A 19490-nucleotide genomic window follows, 5' to 3' on the forward strand; every position below is an offset into this window, starting at 1 on the left:
CTAAAACAAAGATTTATTTAGACTAACCATACCAGGCAACCCCCAACTGTCATGACTATTCCTTCATCTGCTTCAACGAGAGGAAATATTCTCATTATTGATGATGTGCCTGAAAATTTAATTTTCCTGAATAAAATGTTGTCCGCTCAGGGCTATAAAATTCGCTCTGCGCCTAGCGGACATTTAGCGATCCAATCGGTCCTTGCAAAACTGCCGGATCTTATTCTGTTAGATATTCTGATGCCGGAGATGGATGGCTATGAGGTATGCCAATATCTCAAAGCCAATGAGCGGTCTCGCAATATCCCTATTATTTTCGTAAGTGCGCTGAGCGAAACCCTTGACAAAGTAAAAGCTTTTTCAAGTGGCGGTAGCGATTATTTGACTAAACCCATAGAACCGTTAGAAGCGATCGCCCGCATTGAGCATCAATTAAGCCTCAGCAGATTGCAACGACAGCTTATTGAGCGAAATAAACAATTAGAGCATGAAATCGGTTCTCGCAAGCAGGCGGAAGAGCAGGTACGACTCCTTCAGTCAGTTGTGGTTAATGCGAATGATGGAGTTGTGATTACGGAGGCCGAACCCATTGACCAGCCAGGTCCTCGTATTATTTACGTGAATGAGTCATTCACCCGGATGACAGGGTATCGACTTGAAGAGGTTAAGGGTAAGACGCCTCGCATCCTACAGGGAGTCAAAACAGATGTTGCAACCTGTGTCAAAATTCGGTCTGCTTTAAAGTCGTGGCAACCAATTCGAGCTGAACTTCTCAATTACACTAAAGATGGGACAGAATTCTGGGTGGATTTGAACATTACGCCTCTGATCGATGAGAACGGTCGGACTACTCATTGGATTGCCATACAGCGAGATATTAGCGATCGCAAGCAGAGGGAAGTAGATCTCCAACAAATCACTGCTGCCCTAAGTCATGCCGTGGAGGGAATTTCGCGACTCGATCTACAAGGACAGTATCGAATGGTCAATCAGTCATATGCTAGTACAGTCGGATACCAACCGGAAGAAATGATTGGTATGGAATGGCCAAGAACGGTACATCCCGACGATCTCGGTAAGTTGATGGCAGCGTATGAAAAGATGCTGAGTACTGGCAAGGTGGAAGTTGAAGCAAAAGGAATTCGCAAAGACGGCTCTCTCTTTCACAAGCAAGTGGTTATGGTTGCGACCTACGACAAGCAGCAGCAATTGACGGGGCATTATTGCTTCATGAAAGATATTAGCGAAAGAGTACGACATGAAATAATGCGCAAACAGGCGGAAGCAGAGATTTTGAAATCCCTCGCAAAAGAACGAGAGCTTAACGACCTAAAAACTCGCTTTGTATCCATGGTGTCCCATGAATATCGTACCCCTTTAGCGACCATGCTTTCCTCCTTAGAGTTGCTGGATCACTACGGGCATCGTTCTACAGAGCAAGAAAAGCAAGAGTACTTTCAGCAAATTCGGACCGCTATTCAGCGGATGACAACCCTCTTAAACGATGTACTAACTTTGAATAAATCCGAAACTGGCAACCTAATCTGTAATCCTGTTCCGCTTGATTTGAAACAGTTCTGCCAGGATTTAGTTTCTGAATTGCAGCGTAATATTAAAACGGAACACAATATCTCCCTCATTGTTGAAGACCAGTGCCTTCAGGTCCAAATGGATGAAAAGCTTTTGCGGCATATTTTTTCAAACTTGATCCTAAATGCTGTTAAATATTGGCCTCAGGGGGGAACAATTAGGTTTGAAGTCCGATGCCAGGATCGAGCCGCTATTTTTTGCGTTGAAGATCGGGGTATTGGTATCCCATCCGAATCTATTCAAAACCTCTTTCAACCCTTTTTTAGAGCTGAAAATGTGAGCAATATCGCAGGTACTGGCTTGGGGTTATCCATTGTGAAACGGTTGGTCGAAGTTCAAGGTGGTTCAATAAGTGTTGAAAGTCAGGTAGGATCTGGAACTAAATTTGTGGTGACAATACCACTTTGAATGACATACATTTGCTAATTAAAAATCCTGACAGTAATTAGATGAAAAGATTGCTCTCAAAGAGAGTACTTTTCTAAATTTTTTTGAATAATTGAGGCATTTTTAATGAAAAAAATTTTAATAATTGAAGACGAGCTGTCAATTCGGTCAAATATTCTTAAGATTCTAAGTTTTGAGAATTTTGAAGTAATTGGCGTTGATAATGGGGAGCTAGGTATAAAACTGGCTCAGGAACAGAATCCCGACTTAATTTTGTGCGATATCATGATGCCTAAAGTGGATGGTTATCGTGTCCGGAATGAGTTGAGCAAAAATCCAGAAACTGAAACGATTCCCTTTATATTTCTTACAGCTAAAGTAGATCGAACTGATATGCGTTTAGGCATGAGCCTTGGAGCAGATGATTATCTGACCAAACCCTTTAGTCGTGAAGAGCTACTGGAGACCGTTTTTGCTCGGCTGGATAAAAGGGCGGTCGTTCACAAACAATATCAGGAAAAACTAGAACAAATCCGGGGTAGCGTTGCAACATCATTACCCACAGAACTTTTTATCCCGCTCCAGAGAGTACGGTCTTTTCTAGAAACAATCCAAGGAGGAGAATCCGACCTCATTCACCCCACTCTAGTATCGACCGCAAAAGAAAGCTATGATGCCAGCTTACGCTTGGAAAAGATTTTGCAAAATTTCTTGCTCTATGCCTTATTGGAAGTAACCCTTCAAGATCCCTTACAAGCAGCTACATTTCGCGGACAGTGTGCGACTGATAGCGCAAACATTATTGCTGAAATCGCAAAAGCAAAAGCACAGCAAGTCGGACGAGATGCCGATCTAGACCTACAACTTCAACCCGCTATCGTTCCTATTCTAGAGGCAAATCTCGCCAAGATTGTTGAAGAGTTACTAGACAATGCCTTTAAATTCTCACCACCAGAATCCACTGTACAAGTTTTAACCTCCTTAGAGTCTGGTCAATTTCAACTGACTATTTCCGATCGCGGTCAAGGATTATCTCAGCAAGAGCTGAAAAGCATTGGTGCCTATGTCCAGTTTGGCAAAAAGCTCAGCGGTAACGGAGGTTCAGGCTTAGGTTTAACGATCGCAAAGCGGATAGTAGAACTTCATGGTGGAAGCCTTGAGGTTCATAGCACACCGTCTACGCAAACTATTGTCCGGGTTACTTTACCTATTTCCACCAGGATTCAGGCATCCAACACACTGGCAAAAAGTGCTGAAATTGCTTCCTAGCTCTCCAGAATTGGGCATCATAAGTCTTGTAGTCCTGTATCTAAGAATCAGAATATTCGTTCAAGTGGCTATTTTTTCTGACATCCTCCTTACACGGAGATTTCAATAGTTGTAGGAATCTGAGACGGTTTCATGTGTCTTACCTATATAGGTAGTCTATATTATTGACCTGGGAGAGAGCCTAATGGACCGGATTTTAGTGATTGAAGACGAGCTTGCAGTTCGAAGCAACATTATGAAAATGCTTCGATTTGAAAACTTTGAAATCATCGGAGCAGAAAATGGGGAAGTTGGTCTAAAATTAGCTGACGAACAATTGCCAGAGTTGATTCTCTGCGACATCATGATGCCTGGGTTAGATGGTTATGAAGTTCGAAGGCGTTTGTGTGAAAATTCTGCTACTGCCATCATCCCCTTTATCTTTCTGACGGCAAAAGCTGATAGGGCTGATGTTCGTCGTGGCATGGTATCTGGAGCAGACGACTATCTTACCAAACCATTTACTCGGACTGAGTTGCTAGAGGCCATTTCTGCTCGACTAGATAAGCGAGCTACGATCGGTAGTCAGTTTCAGGAAAAACTCAATCTTCTACTCAAGGGTATTACAGAATCAGTGCCGACTTCCCTCCTGCAACCCATCAACCAAATTCAAGACGTGCTGAAAACCTTAAATCAAGATTATGCTAATCTCGATCTTCCTACTGTAACGGCTATGACTGACGAAGCATATGCTTCCAGTATTCGCTTAGAACGATTGCTCCAAAACTTTTTGTTTTATGCGCTCTTAGAAAATACTTCAAAGAATCTTGAAATAGTTGATTGGTTAAAGCATTATCGAACCAATAGCACAGAACAGCTCATTGAAGACCTTTCAAAGATTGTAGCAAGAGCGTACGGACGAGAAAAAGATTTATCTCTACAGCTTAATGAATCAGAAGTCCCCATCCTGGCAGCTAATCTTGCGAAAATTGTAGAGGAACTCCTTGATAATGCGTTCAAGTTTTCATTTTCAAATACACCCATCTATGTTGAAACAGCAGTGAGTCATGACCAATTTAATTTATGGATCACCAATACAGGTCAAGGCTTAACGGTTGAAGAAATTGAAAATCTTAAAGTCGATATGCCCTTTGAACAAAGGCTTCATCGAACTGATAGTTTGGGATTGGGAATAGCACTTGCAAAGCGTTTAACCGAACTGTATGGCGGAGTGTTAACGCTAGTTAGCGTTCCTAATCAAGAAACAACCGTTTGTGTTTCCTTTCCAATATCAAACCGCTAATTGAATCTCACTCTTACGACGGAGGGACGGATGTTGAGCCTATCGATATCGTCCTTAAGTTAAGTTTATAATCCTAAGGGATGCTGGGACGGTAAACCGACTTTTCTCGGAAAGGTGGCAGGCGTGGGTTCCACTTTGTGCAGGTACAAACCATGGCGTTGCGCGCGGGTTAAGGGAGTGGTCGCGCGTCGCAACTCGGCTAACTCGCCGCCGAGTTGGGGTAAAGCGCGCTGTAAAACTCGTTCTTCTTCTAACGTCCATTGGCCTCGATAGAGGATGGCCGTTCCGCCAATCTTTAAAAATGGCAGCGCGTATTCGGCGCAGCTGGAGACCGGACCGACCGCGCGAATCAGGGCCACGTCATAGGCGGCGCGATCGCCTTTACGATGGCCCAGCGTTTCCGCGCGATCGCAGACTGGATGAGCGCTGGAAAGGGATAAAGCCTGACAGAGCGTTTCCAAACAAGCGATTTTTTTGCGGGTCGAGTCTAAAAGCGTGACTTGCCAAGTGGGTAGGGCGATCGCTGCCGGAATGCCTGGAAACCCGCCTCCCGTGCCTATATCGATCGCGCGAAGCGTTTGGGGTGGTCCGTCGAGCCAAAGTTGAATGCCCCAGAGCGAGTCCCAGAGGTGCTTTTCCCAAAAAGCCTCGGGGCTTGTAATGCGGGTTAGATTGACGCCAGCATTTAAAATGCAAAGTCGATCGAGCAGCGCTTGAAACTGAGCCTGCTGCTGCTCCGAGGGAGACCAGTTGAGAGTGCTTTGCCAAAGGTCTAGAAACTTTGGCAGCGTCAGAGAGCGTTCAGACATGTGCGGCAGGAAAGCTCATAACAGTTGCGAGGTGGAAGGGGCCGCATCGTGGAACGGATCCAATGCGTTAACGCTCAGGCGCTGTTTGAGATCTTGAGGAGAAATGGCCTCAACCGTGCCATTTTGGATCAGCCAGCAGCGATCGGCTACTTCCAAAAGCTCGGCAGGCTCGTGGGTCACAGCCAGCAAACTCCAGTGTTGCTTGAGCCGCTTGAGCACCTGCACCAACTGACGGCGCATCGACCAGTCTAAACCTGCCGTAGGTTCGTCTAATAATAACAAGTGGGGCTGACGGATCAACTGTACCGCCAAAGACAATCGCCGCTGTTGACCGCCACTTAAAGACTGAGGAGAGGTATGCAGCGAAAGCTGTTCCAAACCCACCGCTTCTAACGCCTGATAGACTTGTTCCGTTGAGATCTCAGGGTGTCCGAGCCGCAGCTCCTCCACGACCGAGCCGCCGCAAAAGTGTCGCTCGGGGAACTGGAACACCAGTCCTGCCAATTGCTGGAGGTCAGTGGGGGTTAATGCCTGCCGCCTCCAGTGCAGCGTCCCCGAGGTCGGTGCAGCCAGCCCCGACAAAATCTCTAACAGCGTGCTTTTCCCGGATCCGCTTGGCCCAACAATCAAACCCATTTCTCGATCGCCCAATTCCAGATCGACCTGTTTGAGGATTGCCTCGGGCGTTGCTGGGGGGTGATAGACCAAGTTTTTGATATACAGCATTGCTTAAACTATCTATCCTGAAACGCGTCAGGATCCTGAAAGGGTTCGACTTTACCTTCGCCCGCGACAATCTTAACTTTAAAGCTTGCCCATCATAATTTACGTACCTGCTCGCGCAAAAGGTGCAGAGGCTGAGGCAGTTGTTATTAATGTCACTCCTGTCGGGTGATGCCAGTCTCCAACTCAAAATTCAAAAATAGCTATATCTATACATGGAGTTTGCGGCAGACGAACTCGGAACATTGGGTCGAGGCTGCCTCTCTATATAAATAACAGTGCTGAAGTTTTGTTTCGCTTACCGTTGGGCGTATTGCTCGAGCGGAGGCTTCCCTTGCGCCTGCCTTCTAAGTATTGAGAATGACTCAATGCCGACGGATGCGAGACGCGATCGTATTTTTCTCCGAACTGGGAAAAATAAACAAAAAAGACCGGATTCATTCATGTAGATATATAGATTAAGGAGGTGCGATCGTGGCTAGGATCTCAGGTAATGCCGACATCGTTTCTTTTATCATGCACAATGCGGCAAGATTTCCTTTGCTGACGAGCGATCGCGAGATCGAGTTAAGCCGTCAGGTGCAGGCCATGGTGAAGGTACTGGAATTGACGGAATCCCAACGCCCCGAAGATTGGCCCTCGATCGTCAATCGGGGAAAAAGAGCAAAGGACCTGATGATTCAAAGTAACTTGAGGTTGGTCGTCAACGTCGCCCAAAGATATCGCAATCGGGGATTGCCGTTTGAAGACTTGATTCAAGAAGGGACCATCGGTTTGAGTCGAGGCGTCGAATTGTTCGACCCAGAGCGGGGATATAAGGCATCCACCTACCTATACGCTTGGATCAAGCAGAGCATTACCCTCGCCATTGGCAATGCATCCAGGATGATTCGGCTGCCCATCTACATGAAAGATCGGATACACAAACTGCAGAGTCTCACCCGCGAAATGATGCAGGCGACGGGCAAAAGACCCAGCGCTGAGACCTTGCGAGAGGCGATGGAGCTAGACGAAAAGCAATGGAAATACACGCTCGGCGCGTTGAGGGATGCGATTTCCTACGATGTATTGGTCTCGACCAAGGATAGCGAGACGAGCCTAGTCGAACTGCTACCGAGCGAGTTGGAAACCCCTCAAGACCGACTCGAAGCGCTGTGCGAGCGGGAGCGGCTGGCGTCGATCCTCAACGGCATCGACCGCCGGGAAGCCCACGTGTTGGAGTTGCGTTACGGCATCGATCGGGGAGAGGGTCGGTCTTTGGCGGAGGTGGGCAAGGTGATGGGGTTGAGCCGGGAGCGGGTGCGTCAGATTGAGAATAAGGCGATGCGGTCCGCTCAAAAAGTCGCGCAGGAATTCCAGTGGTCGGCGTAAGAAGGGCGATCGCCTTGAATTTTAGGGTTGGCGTTCCCCAACCACTGGTACAGTGAAGACGAGGATAGTTGTTCCAGTGCAAACGCGATCGCTAAGCTAGGCTTCGCTCCACGGGTACGCATCAAGAGCACGCAGCGGTAAATCGACAATATGCAGGTTGAATTTCGAGAATTTAATCCGTTCGATCTTTGGATTTGGATCGAGTTTGAAACCACTCCATCCGAGCAAGAAAAACTTTACCTCGAGCAGGTATTCGAATCTTGGTTTTACTTGGGTAAGCTAGGGGCTTTCAATGCTGAAAATTTGCAGGTACAGGATGCAGGATTAGACCTAAACTACCTCGACTATAGCGAAGACTCTCATTCGCTCATGGCCCTCATGCACAACATGGGAAACTTCGAGTACGAAGGGTATTGGGGCCGCTGCTGGTTCGACTTGGGGACGAGCGATGCGATCGCCCTTGACGTGCTGCTCAACGCCCTAGTGCAGTTCAGTAAAGATTTCGTGCACCTAGAGCGCCTGTTTATTGGTGGCGAAAACGAGGACTGGCCTGTGGAAGGCAGCGACAGTAAGCCCTTTTACGAAGACACAAACTGACGAATGAACCAGCTAAAACTTATTGAATGGGCGACCGGAGAGTTTGACAATACCGCTCAGTCGAAAGAAGAACCCACTTGGTACGTTCCTCTGAGACTCTGGCATCGCCTCCTGCCGCATCGAATTCAGGGTAAATGGGCTATTTTTGCAGAGCAGGCTAATTTTTTAGACCTGGAACGTCCCTACCGCCAACGCGTTTGGGTGCTGGAGCCGCAACCCAATGGAGGGTTGGCGGTCCAATATTGGGCCTTTAAAGACCCCGCTCGGTTTCGCGGGGCTGGGGCAAACCCAGGTTTGCTCGAGGATGCGCTCGAACCCGCTTTAGATCTGCTGCCGGGATGTTGGCTGGACGTCCAAGTTGTGGGAGATGTGTTTGAGGCAACGCCGCGGGAAGGCGATCGCTGCTGTTTTACCTACGACAGCAAACTGCGCCAGGTGGTGCTGGGCTTTGAGGCCAGCGAGACGCAATTTTTAAGCTACGACCGAGGTGTCGATCCAGAGACAGGTCAGTCCCTGTGGGGTGCCCTGATGGGTCCCTACCGCCACCAAAAGCGATTGGCCTACCCCGTCATTACTCCTGCTGAATGACCTTGCCCGCCCAGCGAAACTGTCCCGGCACGATTCCAGCCGCCTCGGCAAGTTTTGCGACCAAAAGCTGAACCGCTACAATATCCACCATCGGGCTAATCCATTCGCCCATGACGGGCAGCGGAATGCGGGCGCAATGGAGGTCGGGGATGTCAGCGCCGACCGCGACCAGACAACCCCCGCGATCGCAGATGTCCCTTGCCATGCTCTGACTTAAGGCCAGGGTGCGTCCCGGCAGTGCAAACAGCAGCGTTGCCAATTGGGGCGACAGCATTTCCATGGGACCGTGGCGGAACTGGCTCCCCACAAAACCCGCTGCGGGTTTGCGCGCCGCCTCTTGCAGCACCAACGCGCCATTGCAGGCCGAGGCGATCGAAGGACCTCGCGCCACTAATGCAAAGCTCGTGGCTTGGCGCACGGCATCAAAAGCAGGCTCCAGTAGCGATTCCCAATTTTGCAATAAATCCTCGCACTGCTGTGCTGCCTGGAAAACATCCAGGTAGTCTTGGGGCTGAAGCGATCGCGTTAGGGCGCGTGCCAGCCAGTGCAAAACCGCTAGGGTACTGGTGTAAGTCTTAGTGGCAACGCCCACTTCAGTCCCGGCCTGGGTGTGAAGCGCCAGGTCGCTCTGTCGAGAGAGAGAATTGTCGGCTGTATTGGTGACGCTCACCACCCAAGGTTTGACCTCAGGGTCGAGCCGATCGATTTGCTCCAATAGCTTTTGGATTTCGATACTTTCCCCAGACTGCGACGCGACCGCTAGCATCAACGGCTGCGGTTGTTGGAGCAGCTCCGGCAAATAGTGAATCAGTTCTCCCGTATCTAAGTGCAGGGCTGCAATGCCTTGTTGGTGAAGGTAATAGCGCGCCGGATAGAGGGCGTTAAAAGACGCCCCCAGCCCCGTCAGCACCAATCGGCAGGACGGACGCGCCGTCCAAGCCCGATCGAGGCATTCCCATACCGGAGATTCTTTGTAAGTCCCTGTTACAGACCTCAGAACCTGGGGCTGCTCTAGAATATTGGCAAGATAGCTCATGGTGTCTTCTGTTCGATCGCTGGGCTTGGCAATTTGGTTGTTGGGGTCAGACTTGACGGGCTGGATGGGGACGCTGAGGCTGTCGCGCAGCTTCCCAAATTGACGCGATCGGGTTGCTGTAGATCTAGCGGCACGGTCGCCCGCTGAAAAGAACTGGCCGGGAGGTAGCCTGTAACCCCTGCCTTTAAAAAGGGCGCGGGTCGGTCTGCGATCGCTGGGTTGAGTAGAGGGCTGGGCGGCGCGGCGGCGGTTTGCTCGGGGGAAGTCTGACTTGAGGAGAGGGGCGGCACTGGAGATGGCCCGCAAACTTTGACCTGCAACCAGCGCGTTTGGTCTGCGTTTTGCTGGCTGGCCGTAATCTTCAAGATCGTTTGATGGGCGGGCGATCCCAGCGAAGCTGCATTGGGATTGGGAGCGGCTTTTAAGTCTAAACGGGGGATCGCAACGGGTGAAGCAGCAGGGATCTCGCTTTGAGGCAGACGCACCGCCCAATAGCTATCCGGTACCAATTCCGGCTCTAGAGACGGGAGCGGAACGGGGACAGAGGCCGTTGGGTCTGACGGGGTGGAACTGGGCTTGGGCCAGAGCATTAAGCCGAGACCGATCCCGCCACCGCCAAAGAGGGCGAGCAGGGCGAGGAGCAGCCAGAAAGAACGCCGTCCAGATGGCTTGACCGAGCGTTTAGGAGCATTGCTGGCAGCGGTTGAGCTTCGCGCGGCGGGCGGTGGAGACTGCCAAGATCCAGAAGATTCGACGAGGGTCGGTTGCTCGGAGGAGGACACTTCCCTGACGCGATAGTGCAGCAGCCCCACCGTCACGTTATCGTGCCCGTTCAGACGATTAGCAGTGGCAATCAGGGTCTTCGTCGTTTCGGCAAGATCGGTCTCTCCCATCAAAAGGGGTAAGAGCTGCTTTTGCCAAAGGGTTTCGATGCGCTCGAAATCGCTTAAGCCGTCGGAACACAATAAGATCAGGCAGTCCGAGTCGATGAGGAAACGCTGTACGGACGGGCGCAGCATTGAAGAAGGAACCATTCCCAAAGCCTGAATCAGCGATCCCGAACCGGGCTGGCGCACGGCATCTCGATAGGGAAGGTACCCCAAGCGCACTTCGCGGGTGGCGATATCGTCGTCGGTCGTGATTTGGTAGCAGCCTTGGGGCGTGATGAGGTAGGCGCGGCTATCTCCTAAGTTGGTGAGATATAGATCGTGGTTTTCCGCTACGGCCATCACGATTGTGGTACCCATGCGATCGCGGTCGTGGCGATTTTCGCGATCGTTCTGCTGCACGATCGAGGTGTTGGCCATTCCCACTGCAATTTCAGCTTCCGACATAATTCCATCGGGAGAGAGTTTTGAGAGGGGGGCCTGCCGCAGATGCTCGGTCAAAACCGAAATGGCAATCCCAGATGCGACCTCTCCGCCAGCATGGCCTCCTACGCCATCGCAAACGATCGCCAGTGCTTCTCGAGCATTTTGTACGGTCGTGCCATCCTGGGGATAGCAAGCGTCTTCGTTTTGATCGCGGCTTGGACCCGGGTCGGTGCGGGTTGCAAAACTAATATTGACCTGGGAGGAAGCCCGCACGGCTTCGAGCCAAACTTCAAGCTCTTCTAAAAGGACGTCTGCCGAAGTAATCTCTTCCTGAGTCAGGCGATCGCATAACTCCGAAAACTTAGTCCGCCAGTGCCCCGCGTAGGGAAGGCACCACTTCGCCCAAAATTCTCCTAGCGCGGCGAGGGAGGGGCCGGTTCGGGCGTCGAACTTAAGGGACAATAGCCTCAGCAGCGGGCCTTCCACTCTCAACAGATCGGGATCGATCGAACTCCAGGCTACCCCCTCGCGCTGAAGCGGCACCCAGAGCTGGGCGATTTGCCACAGCCAGTTCACCTGCCGGAGCGCGGGCGCGCTGCGCCAAGCTTCTGTGAAAACCTCTGCTACAGCAACGCGCTCGATCGGGCTGGGAACGGGGCGATCGGGATCGCGTAAATCGGCGGCGGTCAGCGGTGCGCCTTCTAGCAGTGCCAATGAAGTCAGCTCGCCTGCAGGCGTCTCCAGCTTGAGGAGGCTGTAAAGCTGAGGCAGATGTAACCGAAACGGAAACAGTTTGAGGTAAGGTACGACGCTATCGGTAATGTCGAAAGCGCTGGCCAGCGGCAGTCCGGGCTGAGTATCGACGACGACCTGCGGGCTTTTGAACAGAAACCGATCGAGCAGAGAATCTCCAGTCTTATAAGTCTCGGGGTGCGACCCTGCGACCCAAAGATAGCGTTGGGGAATACTGGTGCCGCAATTCGGACAGACACCTACTCCCTCTGGATTTGCAGTGCGACACCTTAAGTTAGGACAGTGAATAAATGGCGCAGCTTGTTGCATGAGCTTGTTGCTTGGGCTTTTTGATTCGACGGTCTTTATCGCAAACGCCCCAGGCATGAGCGAGATGGATCGCTAAGCAGGGTAGAACTCGATTCCTGCCACCAATGCTTAAACCCCACCACAGTATATATCCTGCGTCAACCTAGGAATTTTTTGGCGGATTTCCTAATATATTTTGGGCAACGCGCATCAAACTTTAGTTTACCTATAAACTAGCCCTCGCTTATTGTTCCCTGCCGTCTGCCTCAGGGTTGCTATACAGTGAAGATATATATCTATATCCGCCGAGCGAACCCAACCGCGTGTCTGTTTTTAACGCTGAAAGCCTTTTGTTCGAGCCAACGCCTGTTACTACCGATGCGGTACCGCTCATCTTTGCGTTTCCCAATTGCTACAGCGTGGGTATTACCAGCTTAGGGTACCAAGTGGTTTGGGCATTGCTGTCTGGCCGCCAGGATTTGTCAGTGAGCCGACTGTTTACCGATGCTGGCGAGGCCCTGCCGTCTGCCCCAGAATTGGTTGGGTTTTCTGTGTCTTGGGAGCTAGACTACGCCCATATCCTAGACTTATTGGAACGGCTAGACATTCCCGTACGCGCCAGCCAACGGACCGACGCTCATCCGCTCGTGTTTGGGGGCGGCCCCGTGCTGTCTGCAAATCCCGAACCGTTTGCCGATTTTTTTGATGTGGTTTTGCTAGGAGACGGAGAACTCCTACTGCATTGCTTTATCGATGCCTACCAGCAGGTGCGCCACCAGCCGCGCGCAGTGCAGTATCGGCACCTCGCGCAGGTGCCAGGAGTCTACGTTCCCAGCCTTTACGACGTGCGTTACGAAGGGCCGGAGGGGGCGATCGCCCAAATTACTGCCTTAGATTCGACCGTTCCCGCTCGAGTCCAAAAGCAAACCTATCGAGGCAATACCCTTTCGACCTCTACCGTCGTGACGGAGAAGGCTGCTTGGGAAAATATCTACATGGTGGAAGTGGTCCGGAGCTGCCCGGAGCTCTGCCGCTTTTGTCTGGCCAGTTACTCGACTCTGCCCTTTCGAACGCCCAGCGTGGAAAGGACGCTGATTCCGGCCATCGAGCGGGGTTTGCAAGTCACCCGACGGATCGGCCTGCTGGGAGCTTCGGTGACGCAACACCCTGAATTTGACGACCTGCTGGATTATTTCGCGCGGCCCGACTGCGACGACGTCCGCCTGAGCATTGCCTCCGTGCGCACCAACACCGTCACCCAGCGATTGGCCCGCATCCTGTCCACCCACGATACCCGGTCTATTACCATTGCCATCGAAAGCGGTTCGCAACGGTTGCGGCAAATCGTCAACAAGAAACTGGAAAACGACTCGATTTTTACCGCTGCCGCCGCCGCCAAGGCAGGGGGACTCAGCAGCCTGAAGCTTTACGGTATGGCGGGGGTGCCCGGCGAAACGGAAACAGATTTAGACGCGACGGTCGATTTGCTGACCGACCTCAAGCGGGCTGTACCGGGATTGCGGCTGACCTACGGATGCAGTACGTTTGTCCCTAAGGCCCATACGCCCTTCCAGTGGTTTGGAGTACAGCTCTTGGCCGAAAAGCGACTCCAGAAGCTCCAGAAGCATCTGCGCCAGCAGGGCATTGACTTTCGGCCCGAAAGCTATAGTTGGTCGGTGATTCAGGCGTTAATTTCTAGGGGCGATCGCCGCCTGTCTCCGCTGCTAGAGCGGGCGCGCCAGTATGGCGATTCCTTGGGCAGCTACCGCAGAGCGTTCAAAGAAATGCGGGGCCAGCTCCCGCCCCTTGAGTTTTACGTCCATCGAGACTGGTCTCTAAATGCGGTGCTGCCATGGTCTCACCTGCTCGGCCCGCTGCCGCAAAGCGCCCTGGAAAAGCATCGAGACGAGGCGATCGCGCTGTTTTAGAGCTTTGCGGCTCTAGGACCCTTGGGGCGTGCCTTGTAATTTCACGCCATAGGCCTGATGGCGACCGAGGGACTTAGCTTTATAGAGCGCTGCATCCGTTGCCTCTAAAAGCAGGTCGGCCCACATGTTGACATCGGGTCGGGCCGCTGCCACGCCAAAACTCATCGTGACAATGCCATCCACCTCAGAACCGCTGTGAGGGATCTTGAGGGTATCGATCGCGACTCTCAGCCGTTCTGCCAAGCTTAAAGCGCCTGCTAGATTCGTCTGAGGCAAAACGATGCTGAATTCTTCGCCACCGTAGCGGGCGACCAAATCCAGCGGTCGGTAGCAGCACTGGCGGAGGGTTTCGGCTATTTGTTGGAGACAGCGATCGCCCGCAAGATGGCCGTAGGTGTCGTTGTAGGCTTTAAAGAAATCCACATCTCCAATCGCGATCGCAATCCAATCCTCCTCCCGCACCATCTGCCGCCACATCGCGTCCAAATGTTCGTCGAAGCGGCGGCGGTTGGGAATCCGCGTGAGTCCGTCTAAGGTAGCAAGGCGCGTTAACTGTTGGTTCTCTGTTTCTAAACGACGATTTTTCTGAGATTCTTCTAAAAACCGCCGCAGCCGATGGCGAAAGATGAGCCAAGGTATGGGCTTGGTGACGTAGTCTGCAACGCCTAAAGCAAACGCGCGCTCGATAGATTGTTCGTCTTCACACTCCGTTAGGACCACGATGGGCGTATAACTTCCGCCCGACATGCCGTAAATCTGAGCGCAACAGTCTAGCCCGTTGCGATCCGGCAAAACAAGGTCCAAAAGAACGAGGTCGGGATGGTATTGCTCGTAGGCCGCTAAGCAGGAGGCGCTATCCGATGCCTCAACGACCCTGTACCCGTCTGCTTCAAGCCAGACCCGGAGCTGCATTCGCACGAGTCGATCGTCATCCACGATCAGGATGAGGGACTTGAGTAAATCGAATCGGCTACTGCTGAGAAATGACTCAGAGTTCATGATAAAGGGTTGGGCGGAAGCGACACAAAGGCTCGGTTGCCGGTTCTAAATCGTAGACCCGTTAGTTAGACTTGTCTAGCTATCTTTAAAGGGATAGCTAAAGGAGTCCGAGCGCACTTCTCTATTCTCCTTCAGAAGCCTCCTGAGTGCTTCAGAACTTGATATCCTAAAAGACTGGGCGACCCACAGGATGCGTTATCTATGATCTCTTCCGCTGCATCTCCAACCATCACTGCATTTCCGCTGACGGCGGTCGTGGGACAGGATGCAATCAAGCTGGCACTGCTGCTGGCGGCCATCGATCCTGGGTTGGGCGGAGTGGCGATCGCCGGACGCAGGGGTACCGCCAAGTCCGTCATGGCGAGGGCTTTGCACGCGCTGCTGCCGCCGATCGAGGTCGTGAAAGGCTCCTTCTGCAACTGCGACCCTGCCGATCCCTCGGAATGGGACGACCATCTGTTAGCGACCTTCGCATCCGATCGTCGCTCGGGAACCGCAACGGACATCGTTCCCGAGACTGCCGTGATTCCCGCACCCTTCGTTCAGGTTCCCCTCGGGATTACGGAAGATCGGTTGATCGGGTCGGTAGACGTGAGCCAGTCGGTGCAGCGCGGCGAGACGGTTTTTCAGCCCGGTCTCTTGGCCGCAGCCCATCGGGGGGTGCTCTATATCGATGAAATCAATCTGCTCGACGACCAGATTTCCAACCTGCTCTTGTCCGCCCTGACCGGGGGGCGCAACCAAATCGAGCGCGAAGGTCTTAGTTTTCAGCATCCCTGCCGTCCGCTGTTTATTGCCACCTTCAACCCCGAGGAGGGACCGCTCCGAGATCACCTATTGGATCGAATCGCCATCGTGCTGTCTGCCGATGGGGTGCTGGGTATTGACGAACGCGTGCAGGCCGTGGAACAAGCGATCGCCTATGCCACTTCCCCCCAAGCTTTTCTAGAACAATACGACGCCGAACTGGACGACCTCAAAACCCAGATCGTTCTGGCGCGGGAATGGCTCAAGGATGTCCAAATCCAGCCCGCTCAGATCGAGTACCTGGTGAATGAAGCCCTCCGAGGGATGGTCCAAGGACACCGCGCCGAACTGTTTGCAGTCCGCGTTGCCAAAGCCCATGCCGCCCTAGAAGGCCGCAGCGCCGTCAACGCCGACGACCTCCGCCGTGCTGTAGAGTTGGCGATCGTGCCGCGGGCCACCGTCGTACCGCCCCCTGAAGAGCAGAGCGCTCCGCCCCCGCCGCCCCCACCGCCCGACAGCTCCAACGAAGAACCCGAAGCCGAGGAACCGCCCGACGAACCGGAACCGGAGGAACCGCCCGAAACCGACGAACCTCCCAGCATTCCAGAAGAATTTGTCTTTGACACCGAAGGCGTCATTCTAGACCCGTCGGTGCTCTACTTCGCGCAGATGTCGAATCGGCAAGGTAAATCGGGGAATCGCACGGTCGTCTTTTCCCAAGACCGGGGCCGCTACATTAAACCGATGTTGCCTAAGGGTAAACCGATGCGCGTTGCCGTGGATGCGACGCTCCGAGCCGCCGCCCCCTACCAAAAGACCCGTCGCGCGCGCAACCCCGGTCGCCGCGTCATCGTGGAGCAATCCGACATTCGCACCAAGCGTTTGGCCCGCAAAGCCGGTGCCCTCGTGATATTTGTCGTGGATGCTTCTGGCTCCATGGCCCTCAATCGGATGCAGTCGGCCAAGGGAGCCGTGCTGCACCTGCTCACTCAGGCTTATCAAAACCGCGATCAGGTGGCCCTCATTCCCTTCCGGGGCGATCGCGCTGAGGTGTTGCTGCCGCCCACCCGTTCCATCGAAGCGGCCCGACGGCGGCTGGATACGCTCCCCTGCGGCGGCGGTTCCCCGCTGGCCCACGGCTTAACCCAAGCTGTCCGGGTCGGACTTAACGCCCTGTCCATGGGAGAAATCGGTCAGGTTATGATCGTGGCCATCACCGACGGGCGCGGCAATGTCCCGCTCTCCAAATCTCTGGGCGAACCCCAACCAGAAGGAGAAAAGCCAGATATCAAGAAAGAGCTCCTCGAGATTGCCGCTCGGATTCGGGGGCTGAACCTCAAGCTATTGACGATCGATACGGAAAATAAATTCATCTCGACCGGGTTTGCCAAGGAGCTGTCCGCCCAGGCTGGGGGGCGATACTATCATTTGCCCAAAGCCACCGACCGGGCGATCGCCGCCGTCACCCAAGACGCTATTAGCAGTATGATGCTCTAAGTTTCTGGCTCCTATGCGCCTTCAAAAAATATTTCGTAAAATCCAGGTGGCAAAACGGTAAAAAAGATGCCTGAGGGTAGAATGTGGGTACTCTAATGTCATGAGTCCCTGGGGGAAGGTCGATTTTTCAGTTCGCGAGATAGCGGATGGAGTTGACTTACATATCGGTCCAAACCTTGCCAGACTTTGGACCGGGCGGTTGCGGGAGATCGAGAAAAATGCCGGACCGACAGCCGAACCTAAAGCAGACTATTCCATGCCTTCAGTTCGGCAGGCACGCATTGGCTGCGCTGTCTTTGCCTCGCGTCTCCTCAGCGGGGGTGCTGGCGCTACGGTTTCTGGAAACATTTGCTACCGACGTTAGAGAGAGAATGATGAAAGATAAGATGACTTTGGCGCACTTACGTGCATGGATAGGCTAAAAACTAGATATTGCGTTACCAGGCGAGGCCTCATTCGATCCTAAGCCTGCTACACTATCTATTTTTATCCTTCAATTACGAGTTAAGTTCTGAGGCAAGACTTAAATTTTGACCTCTCTTTGCAACCCATTTTAAGAGATATAGAGAAGAGGACATTAAGTGTGCTGTATTTAGCGGAAGTACACAAGAAGACTGGATTCATGGGCAATAAGACGGAGCTAAAACTTCTTGCCCGCCAGCAGTCTGAGCAAAACTGGGCCATGCTGCCTGGGGAAGAAACGATCCCTGCTGAGATTGCCAATGAATACAACTCTGGCGTTCTTGTATTGGTCGAGCTAGATGCAAACCAGCAAGTCAAAAAAATTCAGGATGCCACTCGCCATCTCGTTGGAATTTTGAAAAATTTCTCGCGCATGCGCGAGAAGTTCCGCACTCAAGAAGAAGAGATCGAAGGCTGGAAGCAATCCCTCATTTATCAAAGTCAAGAACTAACCCGTCGCGAAGTAGATATAGAGGCGCGGGCGGAAGAGCTGCAGCAGCTCGAGTCGGAATCTCACAAAATTGAAGAACAGCGTCAAGAATTTGAGGCGACCCGCAGCCAAATTCTAGAGCTTAAGGGAGACATCGAACGCGATCGCGCGCAGCTAGAGGAAGCATGGGGGTTGCTGAGGAACGCTCAGCAGCAGCTCTCTCAAGAGCAACAATCCACTACCCTCTCTGACGAGCAGGTTCAAGCCCTCGAAGAATTGATGGGTCGTCTCGAAGTCTCCCTCTTGAGCGGAGAAACCTTGAATCAGCCTCTTCAGGCGCTCCAAGGGGTCAGCGGCGCCCACCAGGAGATCCTCCAGCAATTCTGGGATCGAATGGACCAAGGCCGTCAAGAGCTGGAGCGCGCTCAGCCGGATCTGGACCAGCAAACCCACGCGCTGGAGCAGGCTTGGAAAAAATGGCATGAAGATCGAGACATGCTGCATCATCTCCAGATTCAGGCTCGAATTGGGCAAGAAACCTTAGATATAAAGCAGGCGCACCATCGTTTGTTGAGCCAACAGCTCCAGGTTCAAACCGACCTTGAAAAAAGCTTGCAATATCTCAAGGATGGCGTTTCAGGCGACTCAAACGTCGATGTTGATGCCCTCCGCAATCAACCGCTCGAAGCTTTGGAAGCGACGGTCGAGAAACTCCGGCAAGAATTAGGAAAGCTCTCTCGCTTTGTCTCGGACCAAGAGGAGGAACTGGCGCTTCAGAACCAAACCGTTGAAGATTTGAAGGCTAAGATGGCTCTCGCGAGCGAATACGATCGCATGAATATAGCTGTTGACTTAGAAGAGGAGCAGCAAAACTATCAATTTTTAGAAGAAACCCTTCAAGGTCAACGCCAGACGCTTCGAGACCGGAATTCAATTTTGAGGCTGCATCAAAATATTTTGAATCAGCGCAAAGGCGTGATTTCTAAGGACGATTCTGGCCTTGGGCCGCAGGTCGAACCTCTCCTAGCAAAGGTCAGCGCGCAGCGGGCATCTCTGCAATCGGCAATTCAAGCGTTGGAAGAGGAATTAACCGTTCTTCAAAATGCCGTTCAACAATCTCAGACTCAAGCGGCTGAGTCTAGCGAAATTTTGGTTCAAACGCGTTCCGACCTAGAAAACCAATCCAAGGTCCTCAACCAGCGCCGCACCGAGCTAGGGCAACTCAACGGTTGCGTCGATACTTTGCAACAGACCCTTCAGCCTATCCAAGATCACCTGCATCGCTGGAACGAATCCCTGAGCAACCTCAGTTCTCCTCTGGTCGAGACCGCCTCTCAGCAGCAGCAGGTCGTGCAAGAACTCAAGCAAAGGATTTTGACCTTAGGTCAGGCGAATAAAACGAACTAGAGCTCCCGCGTGCG

The 19490-nt window shown here is 52.5% G+C and carries 15 protein-coding genes; 10 read left to right on the forward strand and 5 right to left on the reverse strand.

Annotated elements, in window-relative coordinates:
- The first annotated feature begins 51 nt into the window (after nt 1-51).
- From R6H26_RS26185 to R6H26_RS26195, 3 genes are all read left to right on the forward strand, one after another.
- Nucleotides 52-1998: a PAS domain S-box protein gene (locus tag R6H26_RS26185; RefSeq protein ID WP_404786803.1), complete on the forward strand. Its 1947-nt coding sequence runs from the start codon at nt 52-54 to the stop codon at nt 1996-1998.
- A gap of 105 nt (nt 1999-2103) precedes the next feature.
- On the forward strand, nt 2104-3246 hold the full coding sequence (locus tag R6H26_RS26190; RefSeq protein ID WP_404786805.1) for a response regulator: 1143 nt from the start codon (nt 2104-2106) through the stop codon (nt 3244-3246).
- A 184-nt stretch (nt 3247-3430) separates the two neighbouring features.
- Nucleotides 3431-4528, forward strand: a complete 1098-nt coding sequence (locus tag R6H26_RS26195; RefSeq protein ID WP_404786807.1) for a response regulator — start codon at nt 3431-3433, stop codon at nt 4526-4528.
- A gap of 65 nt (nt 4529-4593) precedes the next feature.
- Here the strand turns inward: R6H26_RS26195 and rsmG are convergent, their stop codons facing one another.
- The gene (gene rsmG, locus R6H26_RS26200) at nt 4594-5322 is read right to left on the reverse strand and encodes a 16S rRNA (guanine(527)-N(7))-methyltransferase RsmG (protein WP_404791456.1); all 729 of its coding nucleotides are present in this window, start codon (nt 5320-5322) and stop codon (nt 4594-4596) included.
- 30 nt (nt 5323-5352) lie between these two features.
- Nucleotides 5353-6063 carry an ABC transporter ATP-binding protein gene (locus R6H26_RS26205; RefSeq protein WP_404786808.1) on the reverse strand — a complete coding sequence of 237 codons (711 nt, stop codon included), beginning with the start codon at nt 6061-6063 and terminating at the stop codon, nt 5353-5355.
- Nucleotides 6064-6534: 471 nt separating this feature from the next.
- On the opposite strand from R6H26_RS26205, the gene R6H26_RS26210 reads away from it, so the two are divergent.
- The 3 genes from R6H26_RS26210 (at nt 6535) to R6H26_RS26220 (ending at nt 8616) form a co-directional block, all read left to right on the forward strand.
- Complete coding sequence (locus R6H26_RS26210; RefSeq protein ID WP_404786810.1) at nt 6535-7431, forward strand: RNA polymerase sigma factor RpoD/SigA; 897 nt, start codon at nt 6535-6537, stop codon at nt 7429-7431.
- A gap of 150 nt (nt 7432-7581) precedes the next feature.
- A complete protein-coding gene (locus tag R6H26_RS26215) occupies nt 7582-8028 on the forward strand; it encodes a DUF3531 family protein (protein ID WP_404786811.1) in 447 nt (148 codons plus the stop codon).
- A gap of 3 nt (nt 8029-8031) precedes the next feature.
- Nucleotides 8032-8616: a CpcT/CpeT family chromophore lyase gene (locus R6H26_RS26220; RefSeq protein ID WP_404786813.1), complete on the forward strand. Its 585-nt coding sequence runs from the start codon at nt 8032-8034 to the stop codon at nt 8614-8616.
- Here R6H26_RS26220 and R6H26_RS26225 read toward each other — a convergent pair.
- On the reverse strand, nt 8600-9652 hold the full coding sequence (locus tag R6H26_RS26225; RefSeq protein ID WP_404786815.1) for an SIS domain-containing protein: 1053 nt from the start codon (nt 9650-9652) through the stop codon (nt 8600-8602). The genes R6H26_RS26220 and R6H26_RS26225 overlap by 17 nt on opposite strands.
- On the reverse strand, nt 9649-12027 hold the full coding sequence (locus R6H26_RS26230; RefSeq protein ID WP_404786817.1) for a protein phosphatase 2C domain-containing protein: 2379 nt from the start codon (nt 12025-12027) through the stop codon (nt 9649-9651). Before R6H26_RS26230 ends, R6H26_RS26225 begins: the two co-directional genes overlap by 4 nt.
- A 302-nt stretch (nt 12028-12329) precedes the next feature.
- Here R6H26_RS26230 and R6H26_RS26235 point away from each other — a divergent pair, with 302 nt between their 5' ends.
- Complete coding sequence (locus tag R6H26_RS26235; RefSeq protein WP_404786819.1) at nt 12330-13934, forward strand: B12-binding domain-containing radical SAM protein; 1605 nt, start codon at nt 12330-12332, stop codon at nt 13932-13934.
- Between the two features lie 12 nt (nt 13935-13946).
- On the opposite strand, the gene R6H26_RS26240 is transcribed toward R6H26_RS26235, so the two are convergent.
- Nucleotides 13947-14933, reverse strand: coding sequence for a diguanylate cyclase domain-containing protein (locus R6H26_RS26240; protein ID WP_404786820.1), 987 nt, complete (start codon nt 14931-14933; stop codon nt 13947-13949).
- 201 nt (nt 14934-15134) lie between these two features.
- On the opposite strand from R6H26_RS26240, the gene bchD reads away from it, so the two are divergent.
- The 3 genes from bchD to hmpF all read left to right on the forward strand — a co-directional run bounded on the left by bchD (nt 15135) and on the right by hmpF (nt 19476).
- On the forward strand, nt 15135-17177 hold the full coding sequence (gene bchD / locus R6H26_RS26245) for a magnesium chelatase ATPase subunit D (RefSeq protein ID WP_404786822.1): 2043 nt from the start codon (nt 15135-15137) through the stop codon (nt 17175-17177).
- Between the two features lie 100 nt (nt 17178-17277).
- The gene (locus R6H26_RS26250; RefSeq protein ID WP_404786824.1) at nt 17278-17541 is read left to right on the forward strand and encodes a hypothetical protein; all 264 of its coding nucleotides are present in this window, start codon (nt 17278-17280) and stop codon (nt 17539-17541) included.
- Between the two features lie 219 nt (nt 17542-17760).
- Nucleotides 17761-19476: a pilus motility taxis protein HmpF gene (gene hmpF / locus R6H26_RS26255; RefSeq protein ID WP_404786826.1), complete on the forward strand. Its 1716-nt coding sequence runs from the start codon at nt 17761-17763 to the stop codon at nt 19474-19476.
- Nucleotides 19477-19490: the final 14 nt, after the last annotated feature.

This window comes from Altericista sp. CCNU0014 (genome assembly GCF_044923475.1).
Classification (GTDB): domain Bacteria; phylum Cyanobacteriota; class Cyanobacteriia; order Thermosynechococcales; family Thermosynechococcaceae; genus JAAURS01.

Excerpts from the sequence above, each read along its gene's own strand:
- R6H26_RS26185 (WP_404786803.1), top strand. The coding sequence starts at position 52 with ATGACTATTCCTTCATCTGCTTCAACGAGAGGAAATATTCTCATTATT.
- R6H26_RS26190 (WP_404786805.1), top strand. The coding sequence starts at position 2,104 with ATGAAAAAAATTTTAATAATTGAAGACGAGCTGTCAATTCGGTCAAAT.
- R6H26_RS26195 (WP_404786807.1), top strand. The coding sequence starts at position 3,431 with ATGGACCGGATTTTAGTGATTGAAGACGAGCTTGCAGTTCGAAGCAAC.
- R6H26_RS26205 (WP_404786808.1), bottom strand. The coding sequence starts at position 6,063 with ATGCTGTATATCAAAAACTTGGTCTATCACCCCCCAGCAACGCCCGAG.
- R6H26_RS26215 (WP_404786811.1), top strand. The coding sequence starts at position 7,582 with ATGCAGGTTGAATTTCGAGAATTTAATCCGTTCGATCTTTGGATTTGG.
- R6H26_RS26220 (WP_404786813.1), top strand. The coding sequence starts at position 8,032 with ATGAACCAGCTAAAACTTATTGAATGGGCGACCGGAGAGTTTGACAAT.
- R6H26_RS26225 (WP_404786815.1), bottom strand. The coding sequence starts at position 9,652 with ATGAGCTATCTTGCCAATATTCTAGAGCAGCCCCAGGTTCTGAGGTCT.
- R6H26_RS26230 (WP_404786817.1), bottom strand. The coding sequence starts at position 12,027 with ATGCAACAAGCTGCGCCATTTATTCACTGTCCTAACTTAAGGTGTCGC.
- R6H26_RS26240 (WP_404786820.1), bottom strand. The coding sequence starts at position 14,933 with ATGAACTCTGAGTCATTTCTCAGCAGTAGCCGATTCGATTTACTCAAG.
- bchD (WP_404786822.1), top strand. The coding sequence starts at position 15,135 with ATGATCTCTTCCGCTGCATCTCCAACCATCACTGCATTTCCGCTGACG.
- R6H26_RS26250 (WP_404786824.1), top strand. The coding sequence starts at position 17,278 with ATGAGTCCCTGGGGGAAGGTCGATTTTTCAGTTCGCGAGATAGCGGAT.